Raw genomic sequence first — 12,466 nt, forward strand, 5'->3', positions numbered from 1 at the left:
GCCGGGGCCTTGCGGTGCGGGGCTGCGGGCTGTGCGTACCTGCCCCGCGGTCGGGCTGCGGGCCTCAGCCGCCCGGGCCGCGCCCGGTGGCCGGGCTCAGCGGCGTGGTGCGCGGCAGGCGGTCGGCGTGCGGCGGCCGGCGGCTGCCCGCCGGGGTGACCGGCGTGCGCTCCGCGCGGGAGGCGTGCGGCCGCGCCGGGTGGTGCGTCCGTCCGTCCGGCGTGCGCGGGGCGCCGGACCGGGCCGTCGGGCCGGTGGGGACGGTGTCGTGCCGGACCACCTCGCCCTCGGGGGTGACGTGCTGCGGCGAGAGCCCGGCGGGGGCGGCGGCCGGGAGCGGGCCGCGCAGCGAATCGGGGCGCAGCCGCAGCCACAGCCGCAGGATGATGCCCATCAGGCGGTCCTCCACCCAGATGATCCCCGGCTCGATCCACGGCAGCGCCAGCAGCACCAGCAGTCCGGCGGCCCAGCCCAGCAGCACGTCGCTGACCCAGTGCGTCCCGAGGTAGACAGTGGTCATGCCGACGCCCAGCGCGCCCAGCGCGGCGATCACCGAGAGGGTCCGGCGGCGCAGCGGCGTGGTCGCCAGATACGCCAGCACACCCCAGGTGACCACGGCGTTCGCGGTGTGGCCGGACGGAAATATATCGCCGCCGAGCCACATCTCGTTGGAGCCGACGGCCGTCGCGTAGTGCGGGCCCAGGCGGCCCATGCCGATCTTCGCGGCGCCCACCGTCATGTTCAGCAGCAGCAGCGAGGCGCCGAGGACCAGCAGCGGGTGGAGGTTGCGCTGGCGCCAGCAGCGCCAGCCCAGCCACGCCGCCACGGCCACCGCCGTGGGGCCGCGCTGGCCCAGCACGACGAAGTAGTCGAGGAAGGCATGGATCGACGGCCACTGCTTGTAGGGCCGGAAGAACATGACCTGCCAGTCGAAGGTGACCAGCCATGTGGAGGCCAGCACCCCGGCCACGATCACGAGATACACCGCCAGCGTGCCCCAGAACAGCCATTGGCGGGTCGGGGTCATGCGTGGTCGGGCGCGATCGGGCGGGTGCCCCTCCCTCTGGTCCAGCTTGTCATCGGTACGCACTCAATCGACGTTACCGCGTGTGATGTAGGCACCTGGTCAGACCGTGCGCTTTGTAATGACGATGTGATGTGGAATGTGCGCGGTAAGTCGTCGGGCAGCGATGAATCGGAACCGAATTAACGGAGAATCGGATTCCCGTCCGATCCGCTTCGCCGCACTCCACTCAGAGCTTTATCTGCTTTTCGGTACGGCCGTTTGTTCCCGCGCGGCGCGGACGTCGCCCGCCGTTTCCCGGCGCCGGGCCGGTCACGGAGCGGGTCCGTCCGGTCACGGAGGGCCCGTGAGGGTGGCGGCGAACCTCCCGCGGGCCGGATCACGGAGGGCCGGTGCCGTTGAGCCAGAACGCCCCGTAGAGCGCCGAGCCGACCGCCACCGCGCCGATCAGCAGCCCGGCCCGCAGCGGACGCCACCGGGCGAGGCCCGCGGCGAGCGGCAGCAGCAGCGGGTACGCCGGGAGCATCAGCCGCGGCTTGGAGCCGAAGAAGCCCTTCGCGGTCAGCGCCAGGAAGACCACGACGCCGCAGTAGGTGAGCAGCGGCAGCGGCTGTCCCCGGCGCACGCCCGCCGCGTAGAGGACGAGGACCAGCACGACCCCGGCGGTCAGTCCGAGACCACCGGCCCAGCCGGGGCCGGACAGCAGACCCCACAGGAAGCGGCCGAAGGCGAGACCGCCGTCGAAGCCGTTGCCCCAGGCGCCCTGGACGTCGAGGTAGCCGGTGAGGCTGTGCCGCTGCGCGCCGACCCACAGGAAGTAGCCGCACCAGCCGAGCGGCGCCAGCACCACGCCCGTCACCAGGCCCCGGCGCCGCGCCAGGCTGGACCTCAGGGGGGCGCCGCCCGCCCGGTCGGCGAGGAGCGCCGCCCCGGCGGTCAGCCACACGGCCGCGACCACGGCGACACCGACCGGCCGGGTCAGCCCGGCCAGCGACGCCAGCGCCCCGGCCCACACCCACCGCCCGGTCCACGCCGCGTACACGCCCCACGCCGCGAGGGCGGTGAACAGCGACTCGGAGTACGCCATCGACTGCACGATGCCGATCGGCAGCGCACCCCACAGCGCGGCCAGCGCGACCCCGGCCCGCGGCCCGTACAGCCGCTCGCCGGTCGCGTACAGCGCCCAGGCGGCGGCGAGGGAGGCGAGCCAGGCGACGGCCATCCCGGCGTCGGCGGGGGAGAGCGGGGTGAGCGCCGACCCCAGGCGCTCCAGCCACGGCAGCAGCGGGAAGAAGGCGAGGCTGGAGTGGGAGCCGCCGCCGGGGAGCGCCACGGTGTAGCCGTAGCCCAGCTCCGCGACGCGGGTGTACCAGAGCGAGTCCCAGCGGGCGGTGAGCAGGGTGTGCCAGCTCGCGCCCCGCGAGGCGGACCAGACGGCGAGGACCGCCCAGCCCAGCAGCCGGATCGCCGCGAAGGCCACGAGTCCCGGCAGCGCGCGGCGCAGCGCGGCCCGGACGGCGGGGCGGCACAGCGTCCGACCGGGGGCGGCGGCCGAGGCGAGATCGTTCATCCGGACGATTATCCAGGTGCCCGGCGGGCGCCCCACCGGCCCCGGGGAGGCAACTGCGGGCGCTGCGATACGCGTCTCATCAGGAGGTGAGCCTCACGACACCGCTGCCCACTCGCGTAGTCTGACGTCTCAACTCGCCCGTGCCGCCGGTTCGACCCGGGGCTTTTTCGTGCCCCGGTCCGCGGCCGCGAGTGCCTGACAGGGAGGTACGTGCATGACCGGGACGAGCCCGTCCGGCACGGGACGGACGGCCGGCGTTCCCCGGCTCCCCGGTGGGGGCGCGAACCGCTGGACCGTGCTGATCGTGCTCTGCGTCAGCCTGCTCTTCGTCGCGCTGGACACCACGATCCTGTACGTGGCCGTGCCCTCCGTCACCGAGGACCTGCGTCCCGGGCCGGTGGAGTTGCTGTGGATCGTCGACGTCTACCCGCTGATCGCGGCGTCGCTGCTGATCCTCTTCGGCACGCTGGGTGACCGGGTGGGCAGGCGACGGATCCTGCTGCTGGGCTACGGCCTGTTCGGTGCCGCCTCGGCGCTCGCGGCGCTGGCGCCCAATCCGCAGGTGCTGATGGTGGCCCGGGCGCTGCTGGGCATCGGCGGCGCCATGATCATGCCGGCCACGCTGTCGATCCTGCGGCAGGTCTTCCCGGACCGCCGGGAGCGGGCCGTCGCCATCGGGGTGTGGAGCGCGGTCGCCGCGGTGGGCGCGGCGGTCGGACCGGTCCTCGGCGGTTTCCTCGTCGAGAACTTCTGGTGGGGCTCGGTCTTCCTGATCAACGTCCCGATGATGCTGGTCATGCTGTTGATCGGCCGCTGGCTGCTGCCCGAGTCGCGGGGGGAGCGCAACGGCCCCTGGGACGTGGTCGGCGCGGTGATCGCGGCGCTCGGTGTCCTCGGCGTGGTGCTCGGCGTCAAGCGGATCGGCGGCGGCACCGCCGTCCTCGGGGTGACCACCCTGGGGCCGATCGTGGTCGGGCTGCTGCTGCTGGTGGTCTTCGTCCGGCGGCAGCACCGCCGGGAGCATCCGCTGATCGACATGCGGCTCTTCGCCCGGTCGGCGTTCGGCACCTCCGTCGGCTGCATCGTGCTGGCGATGCTGGCGCTGGTCGGACTCCAGCTCATAGCGGTGCAGTACCTCCAGCTGGTCCTCGGACTCTCCCCGCTGCAGACCGGGCTGCGGATGCTCCCGCTGGTCTTCGCGGCGATGGCGGCGGGCCTGACCGGCTCCCGGATCCTCCAGGTCCTCGGCCCGCGCACCATGGTCTCCTGCGGTTTCGTGCTCACCGCCGGTGCGGTGCTCTGCCTGACCGCGATGAACTCCCAGGACCGCTTCTGGCTGCTCTCCGCCTGCTTCGTCCTCCTCGGCTTCGGCTTCCAGGCGACGCTCTTCGGCGCGTACGAGTCGATGCTCAGCGAGGCACCCCCGGAGCAGGCGGGTGGTGCGGCGGCCATCGGGGAGACGTCCTACCAGCTCGGCGCGGGCATCGGCGTCGCGCTCCTGGGCAGCGTCATGAACGCCGCGTACGCCCCCGGCATCGGTCATGTCGCCGGGGTGCCGGCGCGGGAGGCGGCGTCCGCGTCGCACTCGCTCGGTGAGGCGTACAAGGTGGCGGCCGCGCTCGACGGTCCGGCCGGGGCGGCGCTGCGGGTGGTGGCCCGTGACGCCTTCGTGCGCGGACTGCACATCACGCTCGTCGCCAGCGCGGTGCTGCTGCTGGCCGGTGCGGCCATCGCGCTGCGGCTGCCGCGCCGCGCCGCGGATTCCGCGGAGCGCGCCGAGGGCGACAACGCCACCGGCTTGGACACCGAGCCCGCCGCCGCCCGGTCCCACGGCTGACCGCCGCGCCCTTCTCTCCTTCCTCTCCGTTCTTCCGTCTCTTTCCCGACACCCCGCCGCACGGTGGCTCTTGCCCGCGCGGCGGGGTGCGCCGTACCGTCGGACTGCGCTGTAACTACCACTGCTAGTTTTTCGCCGATCTGCCGGAGGCCCCGCCATGTCCGCCACGCCCTCCTCGCCGCTCCCGCCGTTCGACGCGGCCGACCCGCTGGGCCTCGACGACCTCCTCACCGACGAGGACCGCGCGGTACGCGACACCGTCCGCCGCTGGGCGGCCGACCGGGTCCTGCCGCACATCGCCGGGTGGTACGAGCGCGGCGAACTCCCCGGCATCCGCGACCTCGCCCGCGAACTGGGCTCCCTCGGCGCCCTCGGCATGTCCCTGACCGGCTACGGCTGCGCCGGGGCCTCCGCGGTCCAGTACGGCCTGGCCTGCCTGGAGCTGGAGGCCGCCGACTCCGGCATCCGCTCCCTCGTCTCCGTGCAGGGCTCGCTCGCGATGTACGCGATCCACCGCTTCGGCTCCGAGGAGCAGAAGCAGCAGTGGCTGCCGCGGATGGCGTCCGGCGAGGTCATCGGCTGCTTCGGCCTCACCGAACCGGACCACGGCTCCGACCCCGCCGGGATGCGCACCCACGCCCGCCGCGACGGGTCGGACTGGGTCCTCAGCGGCCGCAAGATGTGGATCACCAACGGTTCGGTCGCCGGCGTCGCGGTCGTCTGGGCCGCCACCGACGACGGCGTCCGCGGCTTCGTGGTCCCCACCGGCACCCCCGGCTTCGCCGCCCCCGAGATCCACCACAAGTGGTCGCTGCGCGCCTCGGTCACCAGCGAACTGGTCCTGGACGACGTCCGCCTCCCGGCCGACGCGGTGCTGCCCGAGGTCCGCGGTCTGCGCGGTCCGCTGAGCTGTCTGAGCCACGCCCGCTACGGCATCGTCTGGGGCTCCATGGGCGCCGCCCGCGCCAGCTTCGAGGCGGCGCTGGAGTACGCCCGCACCCGCGAGCAGTTCGGCAAGCCCATCGGCGGCTTCCAGCTCACCCAGGCCAAGCTCGCCGACATGGCCGTCGAACTGCACAAGGGCATCCTCCTCGCCCACCACCTCGGGCGGCGGATGGACGCCGGGCGGCTCCGCCCCGAGCAGGTCAGCTTCGGCAAACTCAACAACGTCCGCGAGGCCATCGAGATCTGCCGCACCTCCCGCACCGTCCTGGGCGCCAACGGCATCTCCCTGGAGTACCCGGTCATGCGGCACGCCACCAATCTGGAGTCGGTGCTCACCTACGAGGGCACCGTCGAGATGCACCAGCTGGTGCTGGGCAAGGCGCTCACCGGGCTGGACGCCTTCCGCTGAGCGGGGCGCCGGGCGGGCCGGGCGCCCGCATCCGGCGCCGGGCGGGGCCCGGACAGTGAGAAGCGGAGGGTGGGGCGGTCCTGCCGCCTTCCCCTCCGCCGGACGGAACCGGGCCCGTGCCCGGTCAGCTCTGGTTGAAGAACCCGCCGTTGCGGTCCCGCGTCTCCCCGCTGACGACGCGGTAGTCGGCCGGGGTGAGCAGGAAGACCCGGGTGGCGACCCGCTCGATCGAGCCACGCAGCCCGAAGGCGAGACCGGCGGCGAAGTCCACCACGCGCTTGGCGTCGGACGACTCCATCGCCGTGAGGTTGACGATCACGGGGACGCCGCCGCGGAACAGCTCACCGATGCCGCGGGCGTCGCCGAAGCCGTCCGGGGTGACCGTGGCGATGCGGGTGCTGTGGTCCTCGGCCGGGCTCTCGGCCACCCGCAGACCCGGGTCGGTCACCCAGGAGCCGGTTCCCTGGGCCCCGTGCTCCGGTCCCTCGGCATAGTCGTCGTCGTAGTAACGCTCGTCATCGTTGTCGTCGACGAGGCCAAGCCAGGCACTCGCCTTGCGCACCGATCCCATGGACGCCTCCTCTCACCCGCGGTGTCTGTATGTCCGCCCCCCTATGGTCCTTCATGAGGCGGAGGGTGTGCCAAGTGGATAGCCGCCGCACGGGGGGTTCGTGACAGATCTGGTGCAGAGCGGGTGGCGGCTTGTCAGCTTCCACGGGCAGGACGGGAACTGACGTGGTGACGGAAGTCACGATAGGCCGGGCGGACGGACGGTGTCGACACACGGCCCGTGGGAACCCCTCTTCGACCGCCGGGTAGGTTCCGGTGGGGGACCAGGGCATATGTCCCCGGCCCGGGAAAACGCCGCGGAGCCGGGCAGATGATCGGGTGACCGACACATCGGAAGGTCGTTGACACGGCAGCAGATTCCGTCTGCTGTCCGGACCACACACCTTCGAAAGTCACTCAGTGGAAACACAGACCACGGAAGCCGGATCCGCGCGCTTCCGGCGGGCGTTCACGGCAGCTGTCGTGGCGCCGCGCACCATCCGCGCCAAGCTCATCCGCATCCTCTGCGTCGCGCTCGCGATACTTCTGGCCCTGCTCGGCTTCTCCGCCGCCCACCAGATCGACGACTACGAGAACGCCGCCGCCACCGCGTCGGACGCCCATCTCGCCGACGCCCTCCAGGGGTTCCTCCACGAACACCAGAAGGAACGCGGCCTGACCACCGGCTACGTCGGTGGCATCACGGAGTTCCGCACCGGCATGCTGGCGCAGCGCAAGCTCACCGACGCCGCGCGCGCCGAGGTCGACGACGAGCTGGCCGACCGCGACGACCCGGCCGCCGACTCCGTCCGCACCGCACTGCACCGCGCCGACGCCCTCAAGGACATCCGCGCCGCCGCCGACAACGGCACCGGCGTCGTCGCCCGCACCTACGACTACTTCACCGGCACCGACGAGGCCCTCGGCCGTCTCGACCTCGGCCTCGTCCACGTCCGCGACGCCCGGCTGCGCGCCGACTACCAGGCGCTCCAGGTGCTCGGGTCGATGAAGGAGCTGCTGGGCCAGGAGCGCGCCGTCGTACTGGGCTCGCTGCACCACGGGGCGTTCCGCGGCGACGACTACACCCGCTTCCTGACCGCCCGCGCCGGCCGCCTGTCGGCCGCCGCCTCCTTCCCGGAGTGGGCCACCGGGCCACAGCAGCAACAGCTGAAGGAGGCGCTGGAGACCCCCGCCGCGCAGCAGCTGCTCGGCTATGTTCAGCAGATCGTCGCCGGTCACGGCCGGCTGCCCGCCCGGATCCCGGCCACCGCCTGGTACGAGTCGGCGACCTCCACCATCAACGGGCTGCGCACCGTCCAGATCTCGCTGGGCCGGGACATCACCGCCCGCGCCGGTGAGCTGGAGTCCGACGCCACCCGCACGCTGGTCTTCTTCGGCGTGCTGGCGCTCGGCTCGATCGCCGCGCTCGCCACCCTCGCGATCGGCGCCGCCCGCTCGGTCTCCGGGCCGCTCGGCGCGCTCACCCGGCAGGCCCGCGACGTCGCCGGCGACCGGCTGCCCGCCGCCGTCGCCCGCGTCCAGAAGGAGTCCGGCGCACCCGAACCGCTCGGCCCGCTGTCCGTGCCGAGCGGCGCCGGCACCGAGATCCGGCAGATGGCCGACGCCTTCGACCAGATGCAGAAGGTCGCCTACGACCTCGCCACCGAGCAGGCCGTACTGCGCCGCAACGCCACCGAGTCGCTGGTCAACCTCGGCCGCCGCAACCAGAATCTGGTCCGCCGGCAGATCAGCTTCATCAACAAGCTGGAGCACGAGGACGCCGACCCCGCGACCCTCGCCAACCTCTTCGAGCTGGACCACCTCGCGACCCGTATGCGCCGCAACGCCGAGAGCCTGCTGGTGCTCGCCGGGGAGGCCAGCCCGCGGACCTGGGCCACCCCGCTGTCGGTGACCGACGTCATCCGCGCGGCCCTCTCCGAGGTGGAGGAGTACCGCCGGGTCAGCCTGCGCCAGGTGGACGCCGCGTTCGTCAGCGGCACCGTCGTCTCCGAGATCGCGCACCTGCTGGCCGAACTGGTCGAGAACGCGCTCAGCTTCTCCCCGCCGGACACCGACGTCGAGGTCGAGGGCCGCCGCACCAGCGCCGGTTACCTCGTCGCCATCGTCGACCACGGCACCGGGATGCCCGCCCCGGCGATGGCCGAGGCGAACGTCCGGCTCTCCGGGGCCGCCAGCTTCATGGCCGAACCCACCCGGTTCCTGGGCCACTTCGTCGTCGGCGCGCTGGCCCGCAAGTGCGGGATCGAGGTCCGCCTCGGCGAGGCACCGGCCGCCGGAACCGTCGCCCGGGTGCTCATCCCGGCGACCTTGCTGACCGACTCCGCGACCGCGCCGGCCGTCCCCGACGTCCCGGCCGTACGCGGGAAGAAGGAGCAGACGGTGCCCGACGAGCAGACCACCCCGGCCGGCGCGGCGGACCGGCGGCCGGCCCGGCCGGAGGCCAACCCCCCGGCCGCCCCGGACCGGGACGCGGCGCCCGCGCCCCGCCCCGCCGGCGGTGGCGCCGAGACGCTGCCCCGGCCGCGTGCCGCGCAGGACGCCGAGGAGGGGGCGGCGGCCCCGGCCGGTCCGCGCGGCTCCTCCGCGGCGCGGACCCGTAACGGCCTGGTCAAGCGGGCGAAGCGGAGCGCCATCCGGTCCGCGGTGGACGAGGCGGCGGCGCCGCGCTGGCAGCAGGAGGCCGCGCCGACGCCGGAGCGCTCGCCCGACGAGGTCTCCGGGATGCTCGCCGGGCTGCGCAGCGCCCATATGCGCGGCGGCATCAGCGTCGAGAAGGAGAAGGAGCGGCAGGCGCAGCGGGAGCGGAACGAGGAGCGGGCCCGCGAGCGGGCGGCCCGGGAGGCGGAGTCCGCCGCACCCACCGGGCCCGGGGCGGACGCGGCCCCGGCGCAGCGGCCCGAGCCGCAGCAGCAGAAGGAGCCGGAGCGGACGGCCACCGACGGGAAGGGTGACCACAAGTGAGCGTCGACCTGCACAACGACTCCCAGACGTTCAATTGGCTGCTGGCCAATTTCGTCCGCCGCACCGACGGTGTCCGCGATGCCGTCGCGGTCTCCTCGGACGGTCTGCTGATCGCCGTCTCCGACGGGCTGGGCCGCACCGACGCCGACCATCTCGCGGCGGTCGTCTCGGGCCTGTCCAGCCTGGCGCGCAGCGCCTCGCGGCGCTACGAGTTCGACGGCGTCAAGCTCATCATGATCGAGATGGGCCGCGGCTTCCTGCTGGTCTCCGCGATCCGCGACGGCAGCTGCCTGGGCGTGCTCGCCGACAGCAGCGGCGAACTGGGGCTGGTCGGCTACGAGATGGCCGTACTCGCCGAGCGCGCCGGTGATCTGCTGACCCCGGCGCTCATCGCCGATCTGCGGCAGGTCCTGCCCCGATGAGCGAGGAGTTGGAGGACGCGCTGTTCGTCCGGCCGTTCATCATGACCGGCGGGCGCGTCGAGCCGACCCACGCCGATCTGCGGCTGGAGACGCTGGTCGTGGCCGTGCCCGAGGCGCCGCTGGGCTCCCTGGAGTTCGAGCGGCGCCGGATCGTGGCGCTCTGCGCGCAGCCGACGATGGTCGCCGAGGTGGCCGAGAAGATCGGTGTGCCGCTGGGGGTGGCCAAGGTGCTCATCTCCGATCTCGTCGTCGGTGGCCTGCTGGTCTGTCAACAACCCACGGAGCTGCCGCTCCATGTCCTGGAGAGGATCAGGGACCATGTCCGGGCGCTCTGACAAAGCCGCACCGCTCGCCGTGAAGATCGTGATCAGCGGGGGGCTGGGGGTGGGCAAGACGACGTTCATCGGTGCGATCTCGGAGATCGAACCGCTGGACACCGAGGCCGCGATCACCCAGGTCTCGGTCGGGGTGGACTCACTGGTCGGGGTGGAGAACAAGACCACCACGACCGTCGCGCTGGACTTCGGCCGGATCACCCTCGACCCGTCGATCGTGCTGTATCTCTTCGGCACGCCGGGCCAGGACCGGTTCTCGTTCCTCTGGGACGATCTGGTGGAGGGCGCGCTGGGCTCGATCGTGCTGGTGGACACCCGGCGGATCGAGGACTCGTTCCCCGCGCTCGACTACTTCGAGGAGCGCGGTACGCCGTTCGTCCTGGCGGTCAACCGCTTCGACGGTGCGCAGCTCTTCGCGCTGGACGAGGTCCGCGAGGCGCTGGGCATCGGGCCCGAGGTGCCGGTCCTCACCTGCGATGCGCGCAACCGGCCCTCGGTCCGCGATGTGCTGGCCGCGCTGATGGACCGGGTCGTGCATCAGCACGTCACCGGCGGACCGGCGAAGGCGGGCGCGGCGGCGCGGTAGGCGGCGGCGCACCGGCGGTGCGGGGCACGGGCGGTCCGGGAGGGCGGCCCGTGCCCCGCGGGTGTGTCAGCGGATCTCCGGGGGACCGATCCGCGAGGTGGCCAGCGCCGAGTCGGCGGTGCCCCACTTCTTGAGGATGGTGCGGTAGCTCCCGTTCGCGATCAGGTGGTTGACGGCGGCCCGGAAGGCGGGGGCCAGCGGGCTGCCCTTCTTGAAGGCGAAGCCGACGTCCAGCCGTTTGTAGGCGTTGAGGAAGCGCAGCCCGGGCTGGCGGCCGACGGCGTACCGCAGTCCGTTGACGGTGCTCATCACCACGTCGGTACGGCCCTGCTGGAGCGAGGCGTACAGTGCGGACACCTCGGCGTAGGTCTTGACGTCGTACGGCTTCTTCCCTGCGGCGGCGCAGCGGGGGCGTTCCTTCTCCAGCGTCGCCTCGAAGGTGGTTCCGGCGCCGGTGGCGACGGTCAGTCCGCACAGCTGCGTCAGCGCGGTGACCTTCTTCAGCGCGCTGTCCTCGCGGACGGCGAAGCCCTGGCCGTCGTTGACGTAGGTGACGAAGTCGAGGGTCTCGCGGCGGGCGTCGGTGACGCCGAAGTTGCCGGTGCCGACGTCGTACCGGCCGCTGCCGAGGGCGGGCAGGATCGCCTCGAAGCTCGCCGGCTCCCGGTTCAGCCGCAGCCCCAGGGTCCTGCCGACGGCGTCCGCGAGGTCGATGTCCTCGCCGGCGACGGTCTTGCCGTCCGGCAGATAGACGGCGCCGGGCAGCGAACTGATGCTGGAGGCGAGGGCGAGCGTGCCGCGGGCGCGGACGTCGTCGGGCAGCAGCGCGGCGACGGCCGGGTCCTTCGTGATGCCGGAGACGACATCGGCGGTGGGCACGGCGGTGGCGGCGCCGCCCGCCGCGTCCTTGCCGGTGGCCGCCGGTTCGGCGCACCCGGCGAGGGGCAGCGCGGCGGCGGTGAGGAGGGCGGCGGTGCGTACCGCGGCGGTGCGGGCGGTCCGTCTCGGGGAGTGGGCGCGGGTCATGGGCGGCGGGTCTCCAGCTGTTTGTCGAACGGCAGCGGGCCGATCGACTCCGGTGGTGCGGTCAGATCGAAGAGCGGGCGGTATCCCGCCGCGAGGTACAGCCCCCTGGCCTCCGGCTGCCGGGGCCCCGTCGTCAGGTGGAGGCGGGTGTAGCCGTGGGCGGCGGCCTCCTGCTCCAGCGCCCGGAGCACCCGGCGGGCGAGCCCCCGGCGGCGGTGGGCGGAGTGTGTCCAGATGCGTTTCAGTTCGGCGGTGCGGGCGTCACGGCGGCGGTAGGCGCCCCCGGCGACCGGTGCGCCGCCCTCCAGGAGCAGCAGGAACGCGCCGTGCGGCGGGGCGAACGCCGACGGCGGGTACTCCTGGTCGAGGTCGACGGGTTCGCCGTAGCGGGAGGTGTATTCGTGGGTGAGTTCGTCGAGGAGCGGGCGGGCGAGCGGGTCGGTGACGGTGGTGTGCAGCACCGTCGGGCCGCCGGCGCGGCGGACGGCGGTCACCGGACCGGCTCCGCGACGGGCACCGCGTCGGCGGCCGTCTCGTGGCCGGGCGCGGACCGCCGGTGTGCGGTGGGGGCGTCGGCCGTGGCGTAGCACATGCCGTCGGAGCCGGCGAGGCGCCCGGAACAGGCGTCCGGGACAGGGGCGATGAGTGTCATGACGTCGCGGCGCACAGCGGCCCTTCTTCGAGCGTGCCGAAGGAACGAGGAGGTCGGAGCGGGCGCACCGCGCGGGCCCGGGCGCGCCGGACGGCGGCGCGCACGGGCGGCGCGGGTGACGGGAGGAGC

Annotated in this window: 12 protein-coding genes; 6 read left to right on the top strand and 6 right to left on the bottom strand. The window is 73.4% G+C overall.

The features are described 5' to 3' along the window. Nucleotides 1-64: 64 nt before the first annotated feature. Nucleotides 65-1,090: a phosphatase PAP2 family protein gene (locus ACF1BH_RS08455; RefSeq protein ID WP_391641663.1), complete on the bottom strand. Its 1,026-nt coding sequence runs from the start codon at nucleotides 1,088-1,090 to the stop codon at nucleotides 65-67. Between the two features lie 313 nt (nucleotides 1,091-1,403). Beyond that, entirely contained in the window at nucleotides 1,404-2,594 is a 1,191-nt protein-coding gene (locus ACF1BH_RS08460) for a hypothetical protein (protein ID WP_391641664.1), read from the bottom strand. Between the two features lie 214 nt (nucleotides 2,595-2,808). Between ACF1BH_RS08460 and ACF1BH_RS08465 the strand changes: the two genes are divergently transcribed. Both ACF1BH_RS08465 and ACF1BH_RS08470 read left to right on the top strand, forming a co-directional pair. Beyond that, nucleotides 2,809-4,431, top strand: coding sequence for an MFS transporter (locus tag ACF1BH_RS08465; RefSeq protein WP_391641665.1), 1,623 nt, complete (start codon nucleotides 2,809-2,811; stop codon nucleotides 4,429-4,431). Between the two features lie 157 nt (nucleotides 4,432-4,588). Beyond that, on the top strand, nucleotides 4,589-5,785 hold the full coding sequence (locus tag ACF1BH_RS08470; RefSeq protein WP_391641666.1) for an acyl-CoA dehydrogenase family protein: 1,197 nt from the start codon (nucleotides 4,589-4,591) through the stop codon (nucleotides 5,783-5,785). A gap of 124 nt (nucleotides 5,786-5,909) precedes the next feature. Here ACF1BH_RS08470 and ACF1BH_RS08475 read toward each other — a convergent pair whose 3' ends face one another. After that, on the bottom strand, nucleotides 5,910-6,356 hold the full coding sequence (locus ACF1BH_RS08475) for a cell division protein SepF (RefSeq protein ID WP_391641667.1): 447 nt from the start codon (nucleotides 6,354-6,356) through the stop codon (nucleotides 5,910-5,912). Between the two features lie 398 nt (nucleotides 6,357-6,754). Between ACF1BH_RS08475 and ACF1BH_RS08480 the strand changes: the two genes are divergently transcribed. From ACF1BH_RS08480 to ACF1BH_RS08495, 4 genes are read left to right on the top strand one after another with little or no spacing between them, the layout of a single operon-like run. Beyond that, nucleotides 6,755-9,316, top strand: coding sequence for a nitrate- and nitrite sensing domain-containing protein (locus ACF1BH_RS08480; protein ID WP_391641668.1), 2,562 nt, complete (start codon nucleotides 6,755-6,757; stop codon nucleotides 9,314-9,316). Next, complete coding sequence (locus ACF1BH_RS08485; RefSeq protein ID WP_345093419.1) at nucleotides 9,313-9,738, top strand: roadblock/LC7 domain-containing protein; 426 nt, start codon at nucleotides 9,313-9,315, stop codon at nucleotides 9,736-9,738. Before ACF1BH_RS08480 ends, ACF1BH_RS08485 begins: the two co-directional genes overlap by 4 nt. Beyond that, the gene (locus ACF1BH_RS08490; protein ID WP_345093416.1) at nucleotides 9,735-10,073 is read left to right on the top strand and encodes a DUF742 domain-containing protein; all 339 of its coding nucleotides are present in this window, start codon (nucleotides 9,735-9,737) and stop codon (nucleotides 10,071-10,073) included. Before ACF1BH_RS08485 ends, ACF1BH_RS08490 begins: the two co-directional genes overlap by 4 nt. Then, on the top strand, nucleotides 10,057-10,659 hold the full coding sequence (locus ACF1BH_RS08495; protein WP_391641669.1) for an ATP/GTP-binding protein: 603 nt from the start codon (nucleotides 10,057-10,059) through the stop codon (nucleotides 10,657-10,659). Before ACF1BH_RS08490 ends, ACF1BH_RS08495 begins: the two co-directional genes overlap by 17 nt. A gap of 66 nt (nucleotides 10,660-10,725) precedes the next feature. Here ACF1BH_RS08495 and ACF1BH_RS08500 read toward each other — a convergent pair whose 3' ends face one another. The 3 genes from ACF1BH_RS08500 to ACF1BH_RS08510 are packed head-to-tail and all read right to left on the bottom strand — an operon-like array spanning nucleotide 10,726 to nucleotide 12,352. Further along, nucleotides 10,726-11,685 carry an ABC transporter substrate-binding protein gene (locus ACF1BH_RS08500; protein ID WP_391641670.1) on the bottom strand — a complete coding sequence of 320 codons (960 nt, stop codon included), beginning with the start codon at nucleotides 11,683-11,685 and terminating at the stop codon, nucleotides 10,726-10,728. Continuing rightward, complete coding sequence (locus tag ACF1BH_RS08505) at nucleotides 11,682-12,179, bottom strand: GNAT family N-acetyltransferase (protein WP_391641671.1); 498 nt, start codon at nucleotides 12,177-12,179, stop codon at nucleotides 11,682-11,684. The genes ACF1BH_RS08500 and ACF1BH_RS08505 overlap by 4 nt, the downstream gene beginning before the upstream one ends. After that, nucleotides 12,176-12,352 carry a hypothetical protein gene (locus ACF1BH_RS08510; protein ID WP_391641672.1) on the bottom strand — a complete coding sequence of 59 codons (177 nt, stop codon included), beginning with the start codon at nucleotides 12,350-12,352 and terminating at the stop codon, nucleotides 12,176-12,178. Before ACF1BH_RS08510 ends, ACF1BH_RS08505 begins: the two co-directional genes overlap by 4 nt. Between the last annotated feature and the right edge of the window lie 114 nt (nucleotides 12,353-12,466).

The organism is Streptomyces sp. NPDC014733 (assembly GCF_043083385.1).
GTDB lineage: Bacteria > Actinomycetota > Actinomycetes > Streptomycetales > Streptomycetaceae > Streptomyces.

Coding starts and splice junctions, on each gene's coding strand:
- ACF1BH_RS08470 (WP_391641666.1), top strand. CDS start 4,589: ATGTCCGCCACGCCCTCCTCGCCGCTCCCGCCGTTCGACGCGGCCGAC.
- ACF1BH_RS08490 (WP_345093416.1), top strand. CDS start 9,735: ATGAGCGAGGAGTTGGAGGACGCGCTGTTCGTCCGGCCGTTCATCATG.
- ACF1BH_RS08495 (WP_391641669.1), top strand. CDS start 10,057: ATGTCCGGGCGCTCTGACAAAGCCGCACCGCTCGCCGTGAAGATCGTG.
- ACF1BH_RS08475 (WP_391641667.1), bottom strand. CDS start 6,356: ATGGGATCGGTGCGCAAGGCGAGTGCCTGGCTTGGCCTCGTCGACGAC.
- ACF1BH_RS08460 (WP_391641664.1), bottom strand. CDS start 2,594: ATGAACGATCTCGCCTCGGCCGCCGCCCCCGGTCGGACGCTGTGCCGC.
- ACF1BH_RS08465 (WP_391641665.1), top strand. CDS start 2,809: ATGACCGGGACGAGCCCGTCCGGCACGGGACGGACGGCCGGCGTTCCC.
- ACF1BH_RS08500 (WP_391641670.1), bottom strand. CDS start 11,685: ATGACCCGCGCCCACTCCCCGAGACGGACCGCCCGCACCGCCGCGGTA.